Raw genomic sequence first — 13,091 nt, 5'->3', positions numbered from 1 at the left:
GAGAGGGAAATGAGTAATAAATTTTAAGGGAATCTGTCTCCCCAGAAGTCTTTTTTGGTTCCTTCTGCAAGTTCTTTGGTTTCAAGCAGAGCCTTTTGATAATAAAGAGGTGCAACCTTTTGGGCTTGTTGATAGATGTTGGTCCCAGAAAAGTTGTTCAGGATATAAAGCACACGGTTGTAAGCTGCACGATAGTACCCAAGTTTGTAGTAAAACTGAGCTACATAAAATTCATGGGTAGCTAACTGTTCTCGGAGTTCCTTAATCCTTTTAGCAGCCTCAGCCCTGTAAGGGCTCTTGGGATAGTTTTGCAGTAATCTTTCATAGGTCTCTATCGCCTTTTTGGCATAAGATTGATCGCGGTCATAACTTAGCTTAAGCTTATAGTAGCATGTTCCTATTTGGAAAATCACATAGGGAATGGCCTCGTTGTTAGGATAAAATTTTTCAAAAGATTCATAAAGAGAGAGAGCCTCTAAATATTCACCTGCCCAGAACTTGGAGTCAGCCATCCTGAGCTCAGCCAGGATGGCCTGAGGACTCCCAGGATACATATCGCTTATTTTTTTATAGTACTCATAGGCAAGATCATAACTTCCTCTGTTAAAAAACCTTTCAGCCTCTCTTAAAAGGGTAGCTAAGTCTTCTTCCTCTTCTTTATCTGCTTTCTTAGAAACTTCTTTTTCTAACCTTGAGGTAAGCTGTGAGCCGATTTTAGAAACAGTTCCACAACCATAAAGACCAAAAAACAACACAAAAACTAAAAAATAGCAAAGGATAAGGGTTAGGTTGGGGTTTTTATCCATATCCCTTAAGCTAACGCCTTGTTTAAGGCGTTTACTATGGTGTTTTTAGAAACCGCACCTACGATTACCTCTACAGGCTCCCCATTTTTAAAGATGATAAGGGTAGGGATGGCTCTTATACCATATTTTCCTGGAGTAACTGGGTTTTCGTCCACGTTTAATTTCATTACCTTAACTTTACCTTCGAACTCTTCGGCCAACTCGTCTATGATGAGTGCAATAACCCTGCAAGGACCACACCAGGCAGCCCAAAAATCTACCAGCACAGGAATAGGAGATTTAAGAACCTCGGTTTCAAAAGTCTCATCAGTTACCTTTGGTGCCCCCATGTTACCCTCCTTTTAGTATTTTAGTAAATAAATACACTACCTCAAAAACCTAAAACTGCAAGAACCCTCAACTCAAAAATCCTCTTTTTAATCCCAAGAAAAACTTTTTTAGTACAACCTCCAGTTCCTTGTTGACCCTTTCGTTTTTTAACAAAAAGTAGTTATAAGCCATCACAGCCGGGATAGCACAGAAAAGTCCCATGGCGGTGTTGATAAGAGCCTCTGCAATGCCAGGAGCAACGGTAGCTAAGCTTGCACTTCCTTTTAATCCGATGTCATGAAAAGCCTTCATGATGCCCCATACTGTCCCAAAAAGTCCTATAAAGGGAGCCACATTGCCAGTAGTTGCAAGAAAACCTAAACCATACCTTAGGTTTAAAAGCATCCGTTCCTTTTCTAATAAAATTAAATCTTCAAGCTCTTTTTCAGCAAAGGTGATTTTTAACTTCTCATCAGAGATTTTAGGTTGATTGTTGCGAAAATAATAATCATAGATTTCTCCAAAGCTTGCTACCAACCTTTTTATACTCTTTGAAATCATGTTCTGGTCTAAGGATTTGACCATTTTGATCAAGCTAACAAAGTCTCTGGTGTTTTCGAGGTTTCTGTTAAAGTCTGAAAGTTCGTTGATAAAAGCTCTATATCTGAAGTAGTTGGCAAAGATATAATACCAGCTCTGGACGCTAAAAAAGACCAGTACCAAAAGTACAGCCTTACCAACGTATCCTGTTTGCCAAAAAAGCTTCCAGAATTCCATTTAGCCTCTCCAGATTAATTCGTTGATGCCTTTTTCTATTTTTAAGAAGTTTTTTAAATACGTCAACCCTTTTAAAGAGTTTTCTTTAAAATCAAAGCTGTGTTCTGTGACATAGGTTTCTACATGAAGTTTTATGACCTTTTCGTCAAGCTCCTGGGAGTAAAACTTTAATAAGGTTAAAACCTCTTCCCAGTTTTTTTGAGCCCAAAGAAGGCTTTCTCTAAAGGCATTGACAAGTGTTTGCTTTATCTCAGAAGGAAGGTCTTTTTTGATAAAAAACCCTCCCAGAGGCACCGGAGCTTCAGTTTGTTTTTCCCAGTAATTTCCAAGGTCGCATATCTTGTAAAGGCCATATCTTTGATAAACAAACCTGCCTTCGTGTATCAAAACCCCAAGTTCGGTTTTGTTTTCTAAAAGATAAGGGATAATCTGGTCATACCGAAGAAACATTTTTTTTATTTCTCCCTGGTAAAAAAACTGAAAAAGCAGATGGGCGGTGGTGTGCTCTCCTGGTATCGCCACAGTAAGCTTAGGGAAATCTTCCAAATCATAAGGTTTTAACCCCACAACCAAAGGTCCAATTCCAAAACCCAGGGCTGCTCCCACAGGCATAAGGTCATACCTTTTATAAAGCTTATCCCAGATGGCAAAAGAGGTTTTGATAACAGAGATTTCTCCGGCTAACCCTAACTGATTCAGGGTTTCTATGTCTTCAAACCGAAAGGTTAGGTTAAGATCAGGGTTTATTTTTTTTAAGATAAGCCCAGACAAGATAAACACATCGTTTGGGCAGGGAGAAAGGGCTATCTCTAAAGATTTTTCAGGCATAAAACCACCTCTCTTAAAACTTTAGAAGCAAACTGAAAATCCCAGGGTTTCTCAGGACTTTCTAAGAGATTGCTTATCACCCTAATCTCTAAGAGGTCAACCTTAAATGTTTCTGCAGCCTTAGCTACCCCAAAGCCTTCCATGTTTTCAGCAACCACGTTAAACTCTTTTCTAAAAAAAAGGCTTCTTTCAGGGTCATAAGAGGTAGCACAAACCGTAGCCATAGGACCAACTATAGGCCTAAATCCTTTAGTCTTAAGTAAGTTTTCTACCCTTTCGATTAAAACGGGATTAAACTCTATTTCTCTCCTTACTTTAAGTTTATCTGGTAGGCCTTCATAACGGTCTTTATGGCGCCTTCCAAAGTCAACCCATACCTCTTTTGAGGCAATGACTATGTCTCCTTCCTTTAATCCGGTATCAGGATACCCTCCCGCCCATCCGATAAGAACAAACCTTTGGTTGGGTAGTCTTTGAAAAAGAAGCATAGAGGAGAGAGAGGCTTCAACCAACCCTATGCCTGTTAAACCATATTTTACGTCTAAACCAGAAAGGGAGGAAGCTTCAAACTCTGAAGGGATAAGGAAAAAAGATTCTTTCATCACAGCCCCTTTACCTCAAGTTCTTCTAACTCAAGGCTATCGTCAAGATAAACCACCTCAGCCTTTATCCCTAAGTCCATCAGTTCCTCCACAAAAAAATCCACTTCATTGCATCTGATAAGATTCCCCTCAGAATAAAAGGGAAGAAAAATCCTCACCTGAGGCGGGTTTATTTCTAAAGCCTCTACCTCTATTTTAACCCCTTCAGGCAATCCTTTAAACCGTTCTTTGAATAGTTTTTTGGTAAAAAGCTTTAAATCTTTAAGACTTTTAAAACCCTTTTTCATCCTGCGATGTCTGTTGCTGGTTGATTGTAAAATTCAAAAAACATTTTACCTTTAAAAACAAAAACTATCAATCAAAGAGGCAATATAAAATTAAGACCTATAGAATGAAATGCTACGTAGGGACTTCAGGTTGGAGCTATTATTCTTTCAAAGGAATTTTATATCCTTTAGAATCAAAACCTAAGGATTGGCTTTCTGTCTATGCTAATCATTTTAACACCGTAGAGATTAACGCAACGTTTTACAGGCTTCCTTCTGTTAAAACCTTAGAAAAATGGTATCAAGAAACCCCTGCTGATTTTGTCTTTTCAGTGAAAGCTCCCAAGGTTATTACCCATGTAAAACGGTTAAAAGACATCTCCGAAGACCTAACAGAGTTTTTGAAAAGGGTAAGTGCCTTAAAGGAAAAGGCTAAAGTTCTTTTGTTTCAGCTTCCTCCTTCTTTAAGGTTTGATAAGGATTTGATAGAAAGTTTTTTAGAGGTGCTACCTTCAGATTATCAGATAGTTATCGAAATAAGAAACCAGTCCTTTCATAACGAAGTATTTATAGAGTTACTTAAGACAAAAGGGGTGTGCCTTTGTTTTTCTGACTGTGGGGATAGGTATCCTTCGTGGTATGAGGTGCAAACCGCTGATTTTTTGTATCTGAGGCTACATGGAAGAAAGCAGCTTTATGTTTCTAAGTATGAAGAGGAGGAGTTCCAGGGTTTGGCTGAAAATTTAAAGAAGTTTGAAGTAAAAGAGATTTGGGCTTACTTTGACAACACAGCTTTAGGACATGCGGTTTCAGACGCTTTAACCTTCAAAAGGTTTTTGTCATCGATTTAATATTCTTCCTCTTCTTCAAGTTTCTTGTAAAGTTTAAAAAGATGAGGTATTTCTTCATCCTGAAACAATACTTTAATCTCTACAAGTTCTGGCTTGATTTTAAGGAAGATATCTACCAGTTCTGGATCAAATCGCGTTCCCTTTTCGTTTTTGATCACCTGAAAGGCTAAATCATAGGGTAAGGCTTTTCGGTAGGGTCTATCTGAGGTAAGGGCATCAAACACGTCGGCGATGGCAACGATCCTGGCAAAAAGAGGGATTTTATTACCCTTCAGACCAAAGGGATAGCCTCTGCCGTCCCATCTTTCGTGATGGTAAAGGGCAATTTTCTGGGCAGCTTTCAGGTATTTTAAGTTAGAACCTTCTAAGATCTGGGCTCCAATTACCGTATGGAGTTTCATTATTTCCCATTCTTTTTGAGTAAGAGGTCCAGGTTTAAGTAAGATTTTATCTGGGATACCTAATTTTCCTATGTCATGAAGTGGAGAGGCATACTGAAGAATTTCTATCTGGTCTTTGGAAAGGTTTAGGGCATCTGCAATTTTTGTACAGTAAAAACTTATCCTGTGGATATGAGCCCCGGTATGTTCGTCTCTGTATTCAGCTGCCTTGGCAAGTCTTTGGATGATTTCTAATGAAAGCTTTCTTATCTCTTCCTGGGCTTCGCTTAGGCCTAAATAGATTTTTTGTAGTTCTCTGGTTTTTTGGATGACTTCTTTTTCAAGGTTATGCTGGTAGTTTTTGAGAAACTCCCGGTATTTTTTGTTTTTGCTTAAGGTTTTAATTCTTACAAAAAGTTCTGGGATAAAGATCGGTTTGGTTAAGAGGTCGTCTGCCCCTGCGGCAAGACAGTTAATCCTGGTTTCTAAGTCGTTTACTCCTGTGATGATGATCACCCCTATGTCAAAGGTTTTATAATCGTTTTTTATGATTTTGCAAAGGGAGAGCCCGTCTAACCCTCCTGGGAGCAAGTAATCTATAAGTGCAATGTCTGGGTCTATATTCTCAAGTTTAGCCAAAAACTCCTGGCCGTTCTTGGCAGAAAAAACCTGAAATCCCTCTAAACTTAGTACCTCAGAAAGAGAAGTCCTTATCTGATCGTCATCGTCTACCAGAAAAACTCTGATGTTTTTGGGGTCCTCTATCTCAGGTAAAAACATTTCTCCGCTTCCTTGATGTCTTCCAAAGTGTTAAGATTAAAAAAATTCCTGGGGTTTATATAAGAGTCCTCTAAGGTTAAAACCCTTCCCTTATTCATAAGATAATTGAAAAGCCTAAAAAGGCTATACTTAGGAGAAATTTTTATAAAAATTTCTATCTCTTCGTTTAACCATCCAGGATAAACACCTGGAAAGGGTTTGATTTTGTCTTCTCCCTTAGAAAGGATCACAAAACCATGGCAAAAGACCTTCGAGAGGGAGATTAACCGGTTGAGAAACTCAGGCTCTACCAGAGGCTGGTCTATCGCTAAGAAAAGGACAGCCTCATCTTTAAACTCAGAAACCCCTGACCATATACCAGAAATAGGTCCTTCTATCTCAGGATGTTTGTCCAAGATAAAATCGATCGTTTGTAGAGGAACGTTTAGCCTTTGTAAAACCTCTGATATTTTTTGGGCTTGGCCTGTGTTTTTTACTGAAAAATATACAGGCAGACTAATCTTTTTAGCGAGGTTAAACACCCAGTAGGCTAAAGGTTTCCCTAAAAAGGTTTTTAGAGGTTTATCTCCTCCTATCCTTTCTCCTTTTCCTCCGGCTAATACCACTACTTTCATAAAGTTATTTCTTTATCAACCTGATTTTACTCCCAAGGCTACTATCCTTTACCACCTCTAAGATCACGGGAAAAACCTCTTTCATGTATTCAAGATGGGAGATAACCCCGATAATCCTTCCACTTTTTTCAGATAGACCAAGCAGGATGTTTATCACTTTTTCTAAGGTTTTTTCATCCAAGCTACCAAACCCTTCGTCTATAAACAGAGACTCAAAAGGCTTGGTTTTAAAAAGATAGGTGATAACGTCTGAAGTCCCAAGAGCAAGGGCAAGGGTAGCTATAAAAGCCTCACCTCCTGAAAGGGTTTTTACCTCCCTCTTGGTTCCTGTATAAACGTCAAATACCTCGATCGAGACGTTTTTCTGCAAAAACATGTCTTCTACAAAGGTATACCTTCCAAAGGAAAACTCCTTTAGATATTGGTTAGCCCTTTGAAAAATAGTCCTTGCAAAAGTAGAAACTACAAAGGAATGGAAAGAGATGCCTTTAGGGTTTTTCCCTGAAATAAGCTCCCAGAGTTTACTTAAAAAACCAAATTTTTTTTCTAACCTTTCTCTTTCTTTCCCTAACTCTTGATATTCTTTGAGATAACCCTCAAGTTGCTCTAACTTTTGAGAGGCTATCCCTATTTCCTGATTTAGGCGTGTAAAGGTAAGTTCTAACTTTTCTTTTTTTTGGGTCAAATCCTCTAAACTTTGACTGATTACCTTAAGTTGGGCTTCTATCTTTTCTAAGTTTGTTAGTCCTAAACTTTCAAGCTTTTGGGTTAAATTCTCCTTTTCTGCTTCAAGTCTTTCTTTTCTCTGGTAGAAAATTTTTATTTCAGCTTCTAAGGTCTGGATTTTTTCTATCTCAAGTTTTAGTTCCTCAAACTCGTACCACCACTTTATATTTTTTTGCCTCCTTAGTGGTAACAGTTTAAAAACCTTGATTTTGTAGTCTTGCAAAAGATGTTGTAGAAATTCTTTCTGGTTTTTTAAGTCCTGTTCTATCTCGGTTTTTTGGTTGGTAAGGCTTTTTATCTGTTTTTCTAAATCATTTTTCTGGTTTTCAAACTCAGCTATCCTTTTTTCTTCGGTAGCGATCTTTTCTTTTAAATTTTCTAAGTTTATCTCTTCTGTAAGTAGAGCTTTTAAACTATTTGTTAATTCTTCCAGGCGTCCTTTTGATAGCAAAAGATTTTTTCTTTGAGTTTCTAAGGCTGAAAAGAGTTCTTGTTCTTTTCTTTCTTTTTGAGAAAGGGCATTTTTTAGTTCTTTGATCTTGCCTTTAAGGGTTTTAATGATCGTAGGGTTTTTTTGATACTGGGAAACAAGCTCTGAATAGGCACTATTTTGTGTTTCTATTTGGGCTAATTTTTCTTTTAATTCTTCTTCCTGATAGAGGGATAGCTCGGTTTGTAAGGTTTCTATCCTTACCTCAAGGGTTTGAAACTGAGTTTTGTAGTATTCAAAATCCCTTTTTTTCTCTGTTAAAACCGCTTCAAGGTTTTTAAGCTCTTCAGTAAAGTTTTTATCGGTGATCGGAGAGGGATGGAAGGTTGACCCACAAACAGGGCAGGGTTTCCCCTCTTCTAAAGCTTTAGCAACCGTTAAAGCAAGGTTTTTAACCTCAAACTCCTGTTTTTGTTTTTCTAACCTATCTATTTCAGCAGAAAGCTTAGCTACTTTGCTTTCTAACTCAGGTTTTTGGCTTAAAAAACTGTTTAGTTGGGCAAACTTTTCTAAAAGCTGTCTAAGTTGTCTTTCTTCGTTAAGCCAGCCCTGGATTTTTAATAAAAGGTTTAATTTTTCTAAGGTTTCCTCTAAAATTTGTTTAAGTTTTTTGATTTCTTCCTTGATTGAAAAAACCTCCTCGTCTTTGGACTGAACCTCCTTAGAAACCTGATCGACAGATGTTTCTAACGCTGTTTTTTCGTTAAGCTTTTCTTCTAACTGTTTCAACTCTTTTACTTTTAACTTCAGCTCCTCTATTTCTGGGATTTGATTTGAAAGACTGGTGAACCTTTGAGAAAGGTTATCTAAACCTTGAGAGAGTTTTATTTTTTTAGCAGAAAGGTCTTTGATTTTAAGGCTGATCTGCTGTATTTCCTGCTTTAATTTTTTAAAGTCCTCATAAAAAGGCAGGTATTCCTTGATGATGTTTAAAAGCCTTAACCTGTTTGCTTTTTGTTTTATCTCATTTTCTAAGGCAAAAAGATTTTCTAACTCCTGTAAAACCTCGCGAAAGGTTTTTAACTCAGATAAGAGGGTCTGTTTGGTTGATATTTCCTGAGTTAGATTTTCTCTTTCCTTAGCGAGGTTTTCAACCTTAGCCTCTAAGGTTGAAAGACTTTTTTTGGTTTCTTTTATTTGAGCTTCGAGTTCTTTTAGTTCGTTAATGTTAGCCAGTTTTTTGATCTGGTTTTCTCGGTCTAAGTTTGACTTGAGCTGGTTTTGCAGGTCTTTTAGACTAAGTTTAAAAAATTCCTCTAACTCGGCAAACAAAAAGGTGTCAAAAATGAGCTTAAAAAGTTCTTCTCTTTCCTTTTTGTCTGAAAGAAGTATTTTACGATACTCTCCTTGAGGTATAAGAAACACCTTTTTAAACTGCTCGGCATTAAGTCCTATCAAAGACTGTATTTTACCATTGACCTCTTTTTCTTTGTCAGAAAAAAATTTTCCCTCTATCCATAGACTTAATTTTTTACCTTTATTATCCTTGAAAGGAAGCCTTCTTATGATTCGGTATTCTTTTCCGTCTAAGAAAAACTTAAACTCTATTTCCGGTAGAAGGTTAGACTGGTGTTGGACAAGGTGAGAAACAAGGGCCTTGGGGTCTCTTTTTTCTATGGTAGTGGTTCCGTAAAGAGCATAAACGATGGCATCAAAAAGCGTGGTTTTACCTGCACCTATCTCTCCTGAGATCAAAAACAACCTGCTCTCACTTAGCTTCTTAAACTCCTCTTCACTGATTTTAACGTCTAAATAAGGACCAAACCCTTTTATGGAAAGAAATAAAGGACGCATTCTTATTTTATCTTATATTTCCTTGAAAGTTCTCGTTCGAGGTCTCTTTTTTTGATGTCTTCTCTACGGTCATAGACTTTTTTACCTTTAGCCAAGGCAAGTTCTACTTTAGCTAATCCTCTTTCGTTAAAATAGACTTTGGTAGGAATAAGGGTATATCCCTTTTCTTGCACCTTTCCTGCCAACCTTTTGATTTCCGATTTTTTTAGCAAAAGTTTTCTTGTGCGGGTGGGATCAAGGTTTTGGGCTTCTCTGCTGTGTGGATAGGGACTTATGTGCATGTTATAGAGAAATACCTCTCCGTTGACAATCCTGGCAAAACTGTCGTTAAGATTAGCCCTGCCTAATCTTAATGATTTGACTTCACATCCATAAAGCTGGATCCCAGCTTCATAGGTTTCTTCGATGTTATATAGATGATAGGCCTTTTTGTTGGTGCACACTACTTTCATATGTTTTACTAAAATAACACAGATAGTTTGCCTTGACAAGAGAAATAATTTTGCTAATATCCTTTTTAAAAGGTTGGTAAAAGTTGTTAAAGATCAATTTTTTAATGGAGGTTTGTCATGAGTGATCAAAAACCTTTGATTCTATGGTTTGATCAGATTTCCAAAGACGATGTACCTTTGGTTGGCGGTAAAAACGCCTCTTTGGGAGAGATGTATTCTAAACTTACAGAAAAAGGAATTAAGGTGCCTTATGGTTTTGCGGTAACTGCAGAGGCCTATCGATATTTTATAAAAGAAAACCATTTAGACGATAAGATAAAAGAAATTTTAAAAGGGCTTGATACTCATGACGTATTAGATCTACAAAAAAGAGGTAAGAAGATCAGGACCCTTCTTCTTAAGGCTAAAATGCCAGAGAAACTTGAGACTGCTATAAGAGATGCCTATGCTGAGCTTGAGAAAAGATATGGCAAGAATACCGATGTAGCTGTCAGGTCTTCTGCTACCGCTGAAGATTTGCCAGATGCCTCGTTTGCCGGACAACAAGAGACCTTTCTTAACATCAGAGGGGTAGATAACGTAGTAAAGTATGTCCAGAAATGCTTTTCTTCTCTTTTTACTGACAGAGCCATTTCTTACAGAGAAGATAAAGGGTTTGATCATTTTTCTGTTTACATCTCAGTAGCCATACAAAAGATGGTAAGAAGTGATGTGGCTTGTTCAGGGGTTATGTTTACCTTAGATACAGAAAGCGGCTTTAGAGATGTGGTCTACATCACAGGCACCTGGGGTTTGGGAGAAGCCTTGGTTCAGGGTAAGGTCACCCCTGATGAATACTATGTTTTTAAGCCTACCTTGAAACAGGGTTTTCGTCCTATACTTTCTAAAAAGTTAGGTTCCAAACACCTTAAGATGGTTTATGGAGAGGACCCGAAACATCCGGTTAAAACAGTTAAAACCACTAAAGACGAAAGATTAAGCTTTGTCCTTTCTGACGAAGAAATTTTGACCCTTGCGAAATGGGCGATGATCATCGAAGATCACTACGGAAGGCCTATGGATATAGAATGGGCTAAAGACGGAGACGGTAAAACTGTAGGTACAGGAGAGATTTTTATCGTTCAGGCAAGACCTGAAACAGTGCACGCCATCAAGGAGTATAAATATTATGAAGTCTATAAACTTAAAGAAGAAGGGAAGGTTATCTGCACCGGTAAGGCTGTAGGTAGCAAGATAGGTCAGGGGAAAGCTCGAGTGATCCTCAGCTTAAACGACATCGCGAGTTTTAAACCAGGGGAGATCTTGGTAACTGAGATGACAGACCCTGATTGGGAACCTATCATGAAAAAGGCCTCTGCCATTATTACTGATAGAGGCGGAAGAACTTGTCATGCAGCCATAGTTTCTCGAGAACTGGGAATACCTTGTATTGTGGGTACAGAAAAGGCTACTCAACTTATCAACACCGGAGACAAAATTACCGTTGATTGTTCTCAAGGAGAGATAGGGAGGGTTTTAGAAGGGTTGGTAGACTATGAAGTTGAAAGGATAGACCTTGAGAATCTCCCTGAAACTAAGACCAAAATCATGATGAACGTAGGTATCCCTGAACAAGCCTTTGCTCAGGGACAGTTGCCAAACGAGGGGGTAGGCCTTGCTCGTATAGAGTTTATCATCGGGTCTCATATAGGGATCCATCCTCTGGCGTTGCTTAACTATGAAAAGTTGAAAGAAGAGGCTAAAAAGGATAAGGAAATCGAAAAGGTAGTAGCTGTTATCGAAGAAAGAGCCTATAACTATAACAATAAGGCAGATTTTTATGTAGATAAACTGGCTCAAGGTATTGCCATGATAGGTGCTGCCTTTTATCCTAAAGATGTTATCGTTAGACTTTCAGATTTTAAGACCAATGAATATGCTAACTTAGTGGGAGGTTATCTCTATGAGCCGGTAGAACATAACCCGATGTTAGGTTGGAGAGGGGCTTCAAGGTATTATGATCCTAAGTTTGAACATGCCTTTGCCTTAGAGTGCAAGGCTATCAAAAAGGCCAGAGACGAAATGGGGCTTACTAACATCAAGGTTATGGTGCCTTTCTGCAGGACGGTAGAAGAGGGGAAAAAGGTAATTGAGGTGATGGAAAAATATGGGCTTAAACAAGGGGAAAACGGATTGGAGATATACGTGATGGCTGAAATACCAAGCAACGTTATCTTAGCTGAAGAATTTGCCAAGATTTTTGACGGTTTTTCCATAGGGTCTAACGACCTGACTCAGCTTACCTTAGGGTTAGACAGAGACTCAGAGCTGGTCTCTCACATCTATGACGAAAGAAACCCAGCCATCAAAATTTTGATAAAACAACTTATTGAAACTGCCCATAAGTTCGGAAGAAAGGTTGGAATCTGTGGACAGGCACCCAGTGATTTTCCTGATTTTGCTGCGTTTTTGGTAGAATGTGGGATAGATTCTATGAGCCTTTCCCCAGATACCGTAATTAAAACCAGACTTTTGGTGGCTGAAAAAGAAAAAGAGTTAAAAAAGAATGAGAAAGAAAAGGAGTTAAAAAAGAAAAAGTGAAAATTTTAAGACTTGTCTTTCTCTGGTTCTTTGGCTTTTATGGTTTGGCCTGCGCAGAAATAAACATAGGTATATTACTCTTAAAACTTGAGGCACCCTCAGAGTATACCTATCTAAAAGAAGCTTTGCAAAACCAAATTTATCACAGACTGTGGGTGCCTTCTAAGGTGAAAACCGTGTGGTTAGAAGATGGACGAATTTTATCTGGATTAGACTATCTCCTTTCCTCAGAGGTAAAGGTCGAGAAAGAACAGGTAGCACTAAAACTAAAACTTGATAGTTTAAGCTCGAGTCCTAAAGAGGTTTGGGCTAAAGAAGAAAAAGTACCAAGAGATCAATTGTTTTCTAAGATAGCCGTTTACTGCGAAGAGATAAAAAGGGTTTTGCTTGAGGGTAGTCCTCAGCCTCAAGCTTTTACTCCTTTTTCTGGACCTTCTCAATCTCAGGTTAGTAGTCCTGCGGAAGTAAATAATCCTTTGCCCAAGGACCAGCCAGACACAAAAGATTATAACGTTCAGGTAGTAAAAGAAAAGAGATCGTTTCTTAGCAAGTTAAACCCTTTTGAAAAGTTGTCAGACTGGATGTCTAATCTTTTTGCTAAAGAAAGTGAGTTTAAGATAAGCATTTCTATTCCTCCCCCACCACCTCCTCCTGGGGTGGTGGTTTCTCAGCAACCTTTGGGGGTAAACCCTCAGATGTTTTTAAAAAATCCTCAGAAAGAGGCGTATACCGTTAATCCGGCTTTTTCCAAACCTCAACCTCAAATTCAACCTCAACCTCAATCCTTGATCCAACCACAGGTCCAACCACAGCCATCACTTTGGCAATGGTTTTAG

13 protein-coding genes are annotated in these 13,091 nt (G+C 38.4%); 3 read left to right on the top strand and 10 right to left on the bottom strand.

Translation table 11 applies throughout. The features are described from left to right. Window positions 1-23 precede the first annotated feature (23 nt). The 6 genes from G580_RS10975 to G580_RS0103895 form a co-directional block, all read right to left on the bottom strand. Window positions 24-806, bottom strand: coding sequence for an outer membrane protein assembly factor BamD (locus G580_RS10975; protein ID WP_051173065.1), 783 nt, complete (start codon window positions 804-806; stop codon window positions 24-26). Window positions 807-811: 5 nt separating this feature from the next. After that, window positions 812-1,135 (bottom strand): thioredoxin, encoded by a 324-nt coding sequence (gene trxA / locus G580_RS0103915; protein ID WP_028841129.1) that lies wholly within the window; start codon window positions 1,133-1,135, stop codon window positions 812-814. 67 nt (window positions 1,136-1,202) lie between these two features. After that, a complete protein-coding gene (locus G580_RS09875; RefSeq protein ID WP_051173063.1) occupies window positions 1,203-1,892 on the bottom strand; it encodes a MotA/TolQ/ExbB proton channel family protein in 690 nt (229 codons plus the stop codon). Next, window positions 1,893-2,720, bottom strand: coding sequence for a 1,4-dihydroxy-6-naphtoate synthase (locus G580_RS09870; protein ID WP_051173061.1), 828 nt, complete (start codon window positions 2,718-2,720; stop codon window positions 1,893-1,895). Next, window positions 2,702-3,322 (bottom strand): phosphorylase family protein, encoded by a 621-nt coding sequence (locus G580_RS0103900; protein ID WP_028841128.1) that lies wholly within the window; start codon window positions 3,320-3,322, stop codon window positions 2,702-2,704. Before G580_RS0103900 ends, G580_RS09870 begins: the two co-directional genes overlap by 19 nt. Continuing rightward, window positions 3,322-3,609 carry a hypothetical protein gene (locus G580_RS0103895; protein WP_022855414.1) on the bottom strand — a complete coding sequence of 96 codons (288 nt, stop codon included), beginning with the start codon at window positions 3,607-3,609 and terminating at the stop codon, window positions 3,322-3,324. Before G580_RS0103895 ends, G580_RS0103900 begins: the two co-directional genes overlap by 1 nt. Before the next feature lie 104 nt (window positions 3,610-3,713). Between G580_RS0103895 and G580_RS0103890 the strand changes: the two genes are divergently transcribed. After that, window positions 3,714-4,439, top strand: a complete 726-nt coding sequence (locus tag G580_RS0103890; protein ID WP_038041500.1) for a DUF72 domain-containing protein — start codon at window positions 3,714-3,716, stop codon at window positions 4,437-4,439. On the opposite strand, the gene G580_RS09865 is transcribed toward G580_RS0103890, so the two are convergent. Genes G580_RS09865 through smpB form a run of 4 tightly spaced genes read right to left on the bottom strand, consistent with a single transcriptional unit; the run spans window position 4,436 to window position 9,675 of the window. Beyond that, entirely contained in the window at window positions 4,436-5,599 is a 1,164-nt protein-coding gene (locus G580_RS09865; protein WP_051173056.1) for an HD domain-containing phosphohydrolase, read from the bottom strand. The genes G580_RS0103890 and G580_RS09865 overlap by 4 nt on opposite strands. Then, window positions 5,581-6,213 carry a molybdenum cofactor guanylyltransferase gene (mobA, locus tag G580_RS0103880; protein WP_028841126.1) on the bottom strand — a complete coding sequence of 211 codons (633 nt, stop codon included), beginning with the start codon at window positions 6,211-6,213 and terminating at the stop codon, window positions 5,581-5,583. The genes G580_RS09865 and mobA overlap by 19 nt, the downstream gene beginning before the upstream one ends. A 4-nt stretch (window positions 6,214-6,217) precedes the next feature. Beyond that, window positions 6,218-9,223 carry an AAA family ATPase gene (locus G580_RS0103875; protein WP_028841125.1) on the bottom strand — a complete coding sequence of 1,002 codons (3,006 nt, stop codon included), beginning with the start codon at window positions 9,221-9,223 and terminating at the stop codon, window positions 6,218-6,220. A 2-nt stretch (window positions 9,224-9,225) separates the two neighbouring features. After that, window positions 9,226-9,675, bottom strand: coding sequence for an SsrA-binding protein SmpB (smpB, locus tag G580_RS0103870; protein WP_038041498.1), 450 nt, complete (start codon window positions 9,673-9,675; stop codon window positions 9,226-9,228). A 117-nt stretch (window positions 9,676-9,792) separates the two neighbouring features. Between smpB and ppsA the strand changes: the two genes are divergently transcribed. Continuing rightward, on the top strand, window positions 9,793-12,255 hold the full coding sequence (ppsA, locus tag G580_RS0103865) for a phosphoenolpyruvate synthase (protein WP_028841123.1): 2,463 nt from the start codon (window positions 9,793-9,795) through the stop codon (window positions 12,253-12,255). Beyond that, a complete protein-coding gene (locus tag G580_RS0103860) occupies window positions 12,252-13,091 on the top strand; it encodes a hypothetical protein (protein WP_028841122.1) in 840 nt (279 codons plus the stop codon). Before ppsA ends, G580_RS0103860 begins: the two co-directional genes overlap by 4 nt.

The sequence above is a fragment of the Thermodesulfobacterium hveragerdense DSM 12571 genome (assembly GCF_000423845.1).
In the GTDB taxonomy this organism is placed as follows: Bacteria; Desulfobacterota; Thermodesulfobacteria; order Thermodesulfobacteriales; family Thermodesulfobacteriaceae; genus Thermodesulfobacterium; species Thermodesulfobacterium hveragerdense.
The sequence above is the reverse complement of the archived record's forward strand: the minus strand, read 5'-3'. Positions and strand labels throughout refer to the sequence as shown.

Bases quoted from the DNA above. Each gene is read 5' to 3' on its own strand.
- G580_RS10975 (WP_051173065.1), bottom strand. From the start codon at position 806: ATGGATAAAAACCCCAACCTAACCCTTATCCTTTGCTATTTTTTAGTT.
- trxA (WP_028841129.1), bottom strand. From the start codon at position 1,135: ATGGGGGCACCAAAGGTAACTGATGAGACTTTTGAAACCGAGGTTCTT.
- G580_RS09875 (WP_051173063.1), bottom strand. From the start codon at position 1,892: ATGGAATTCTGGAAGCTTTTTTGGCAAACAGGATACGTTGGTAAGGCT.
- G580_RS09870 (WP_051173061.1), bottom strand. From the start codon at position 2,720: ATGCCTGAAAAATCTTTAGAGATAGCCCTTTCTCCCTGCCCAAACGAT.
- G580_RS0103900 (WP_028841128.1), bottom strand. From the start codon at position 3,322: ATGAAAGAATCTTTTTTCCTTATCCCTTCAGAGTTTGAAGCTTCCTCC.
- G580_RS0103895 (WP_022855414.1), bottom strand. From the start codon at position 3,609: ATGAAAAAGGGTTTTAAAAGTCTTAAAGATTTAAAGCTTTTTACCAAA.
- G580_RS0103890 (WP_038041500.1), top strand. From the start codon at position 3,714: ATGAAATGCTACGTAGGGACTTCAGGTTGGAGCTATTATTCTTTCAAA.
- G580_RS09865 (WP_051173056.1), bottom strand. From the start codon at position 5,599: ATGTTTTTACCTGAGATAGAGGACCCCAAAAACATCAGAGTTTTTCTG.
- mobA (WP_028841126.1), bottom strand. From the start codon at position 6,213: ATGAAAGTAGTGGTATTAGCCGGAGGAAAAGGAGAAAGGATAGGAGGA.
- G580_RS0103875 (WP_028841125.1), bottom strand. From the start codon at position 9,223: ATGCGTCCTTTATTTCTTTCCATAAAAGGGTTTGGTCCTTATTTAGAC.
- smpB (WP_038041498.1), bottom strand. From the start codon at position 9,675: ATGAAAGTAGTGTGCACCAACAAAAAGGCCTATCATCTATATAACATC.
- ppsA (WP_028841123.1), top strand. From the start codon at position 9,793: ATGAGTGATCAAAAACCTTTGATTCTATGGTTTGATCAGATTTCCAAA.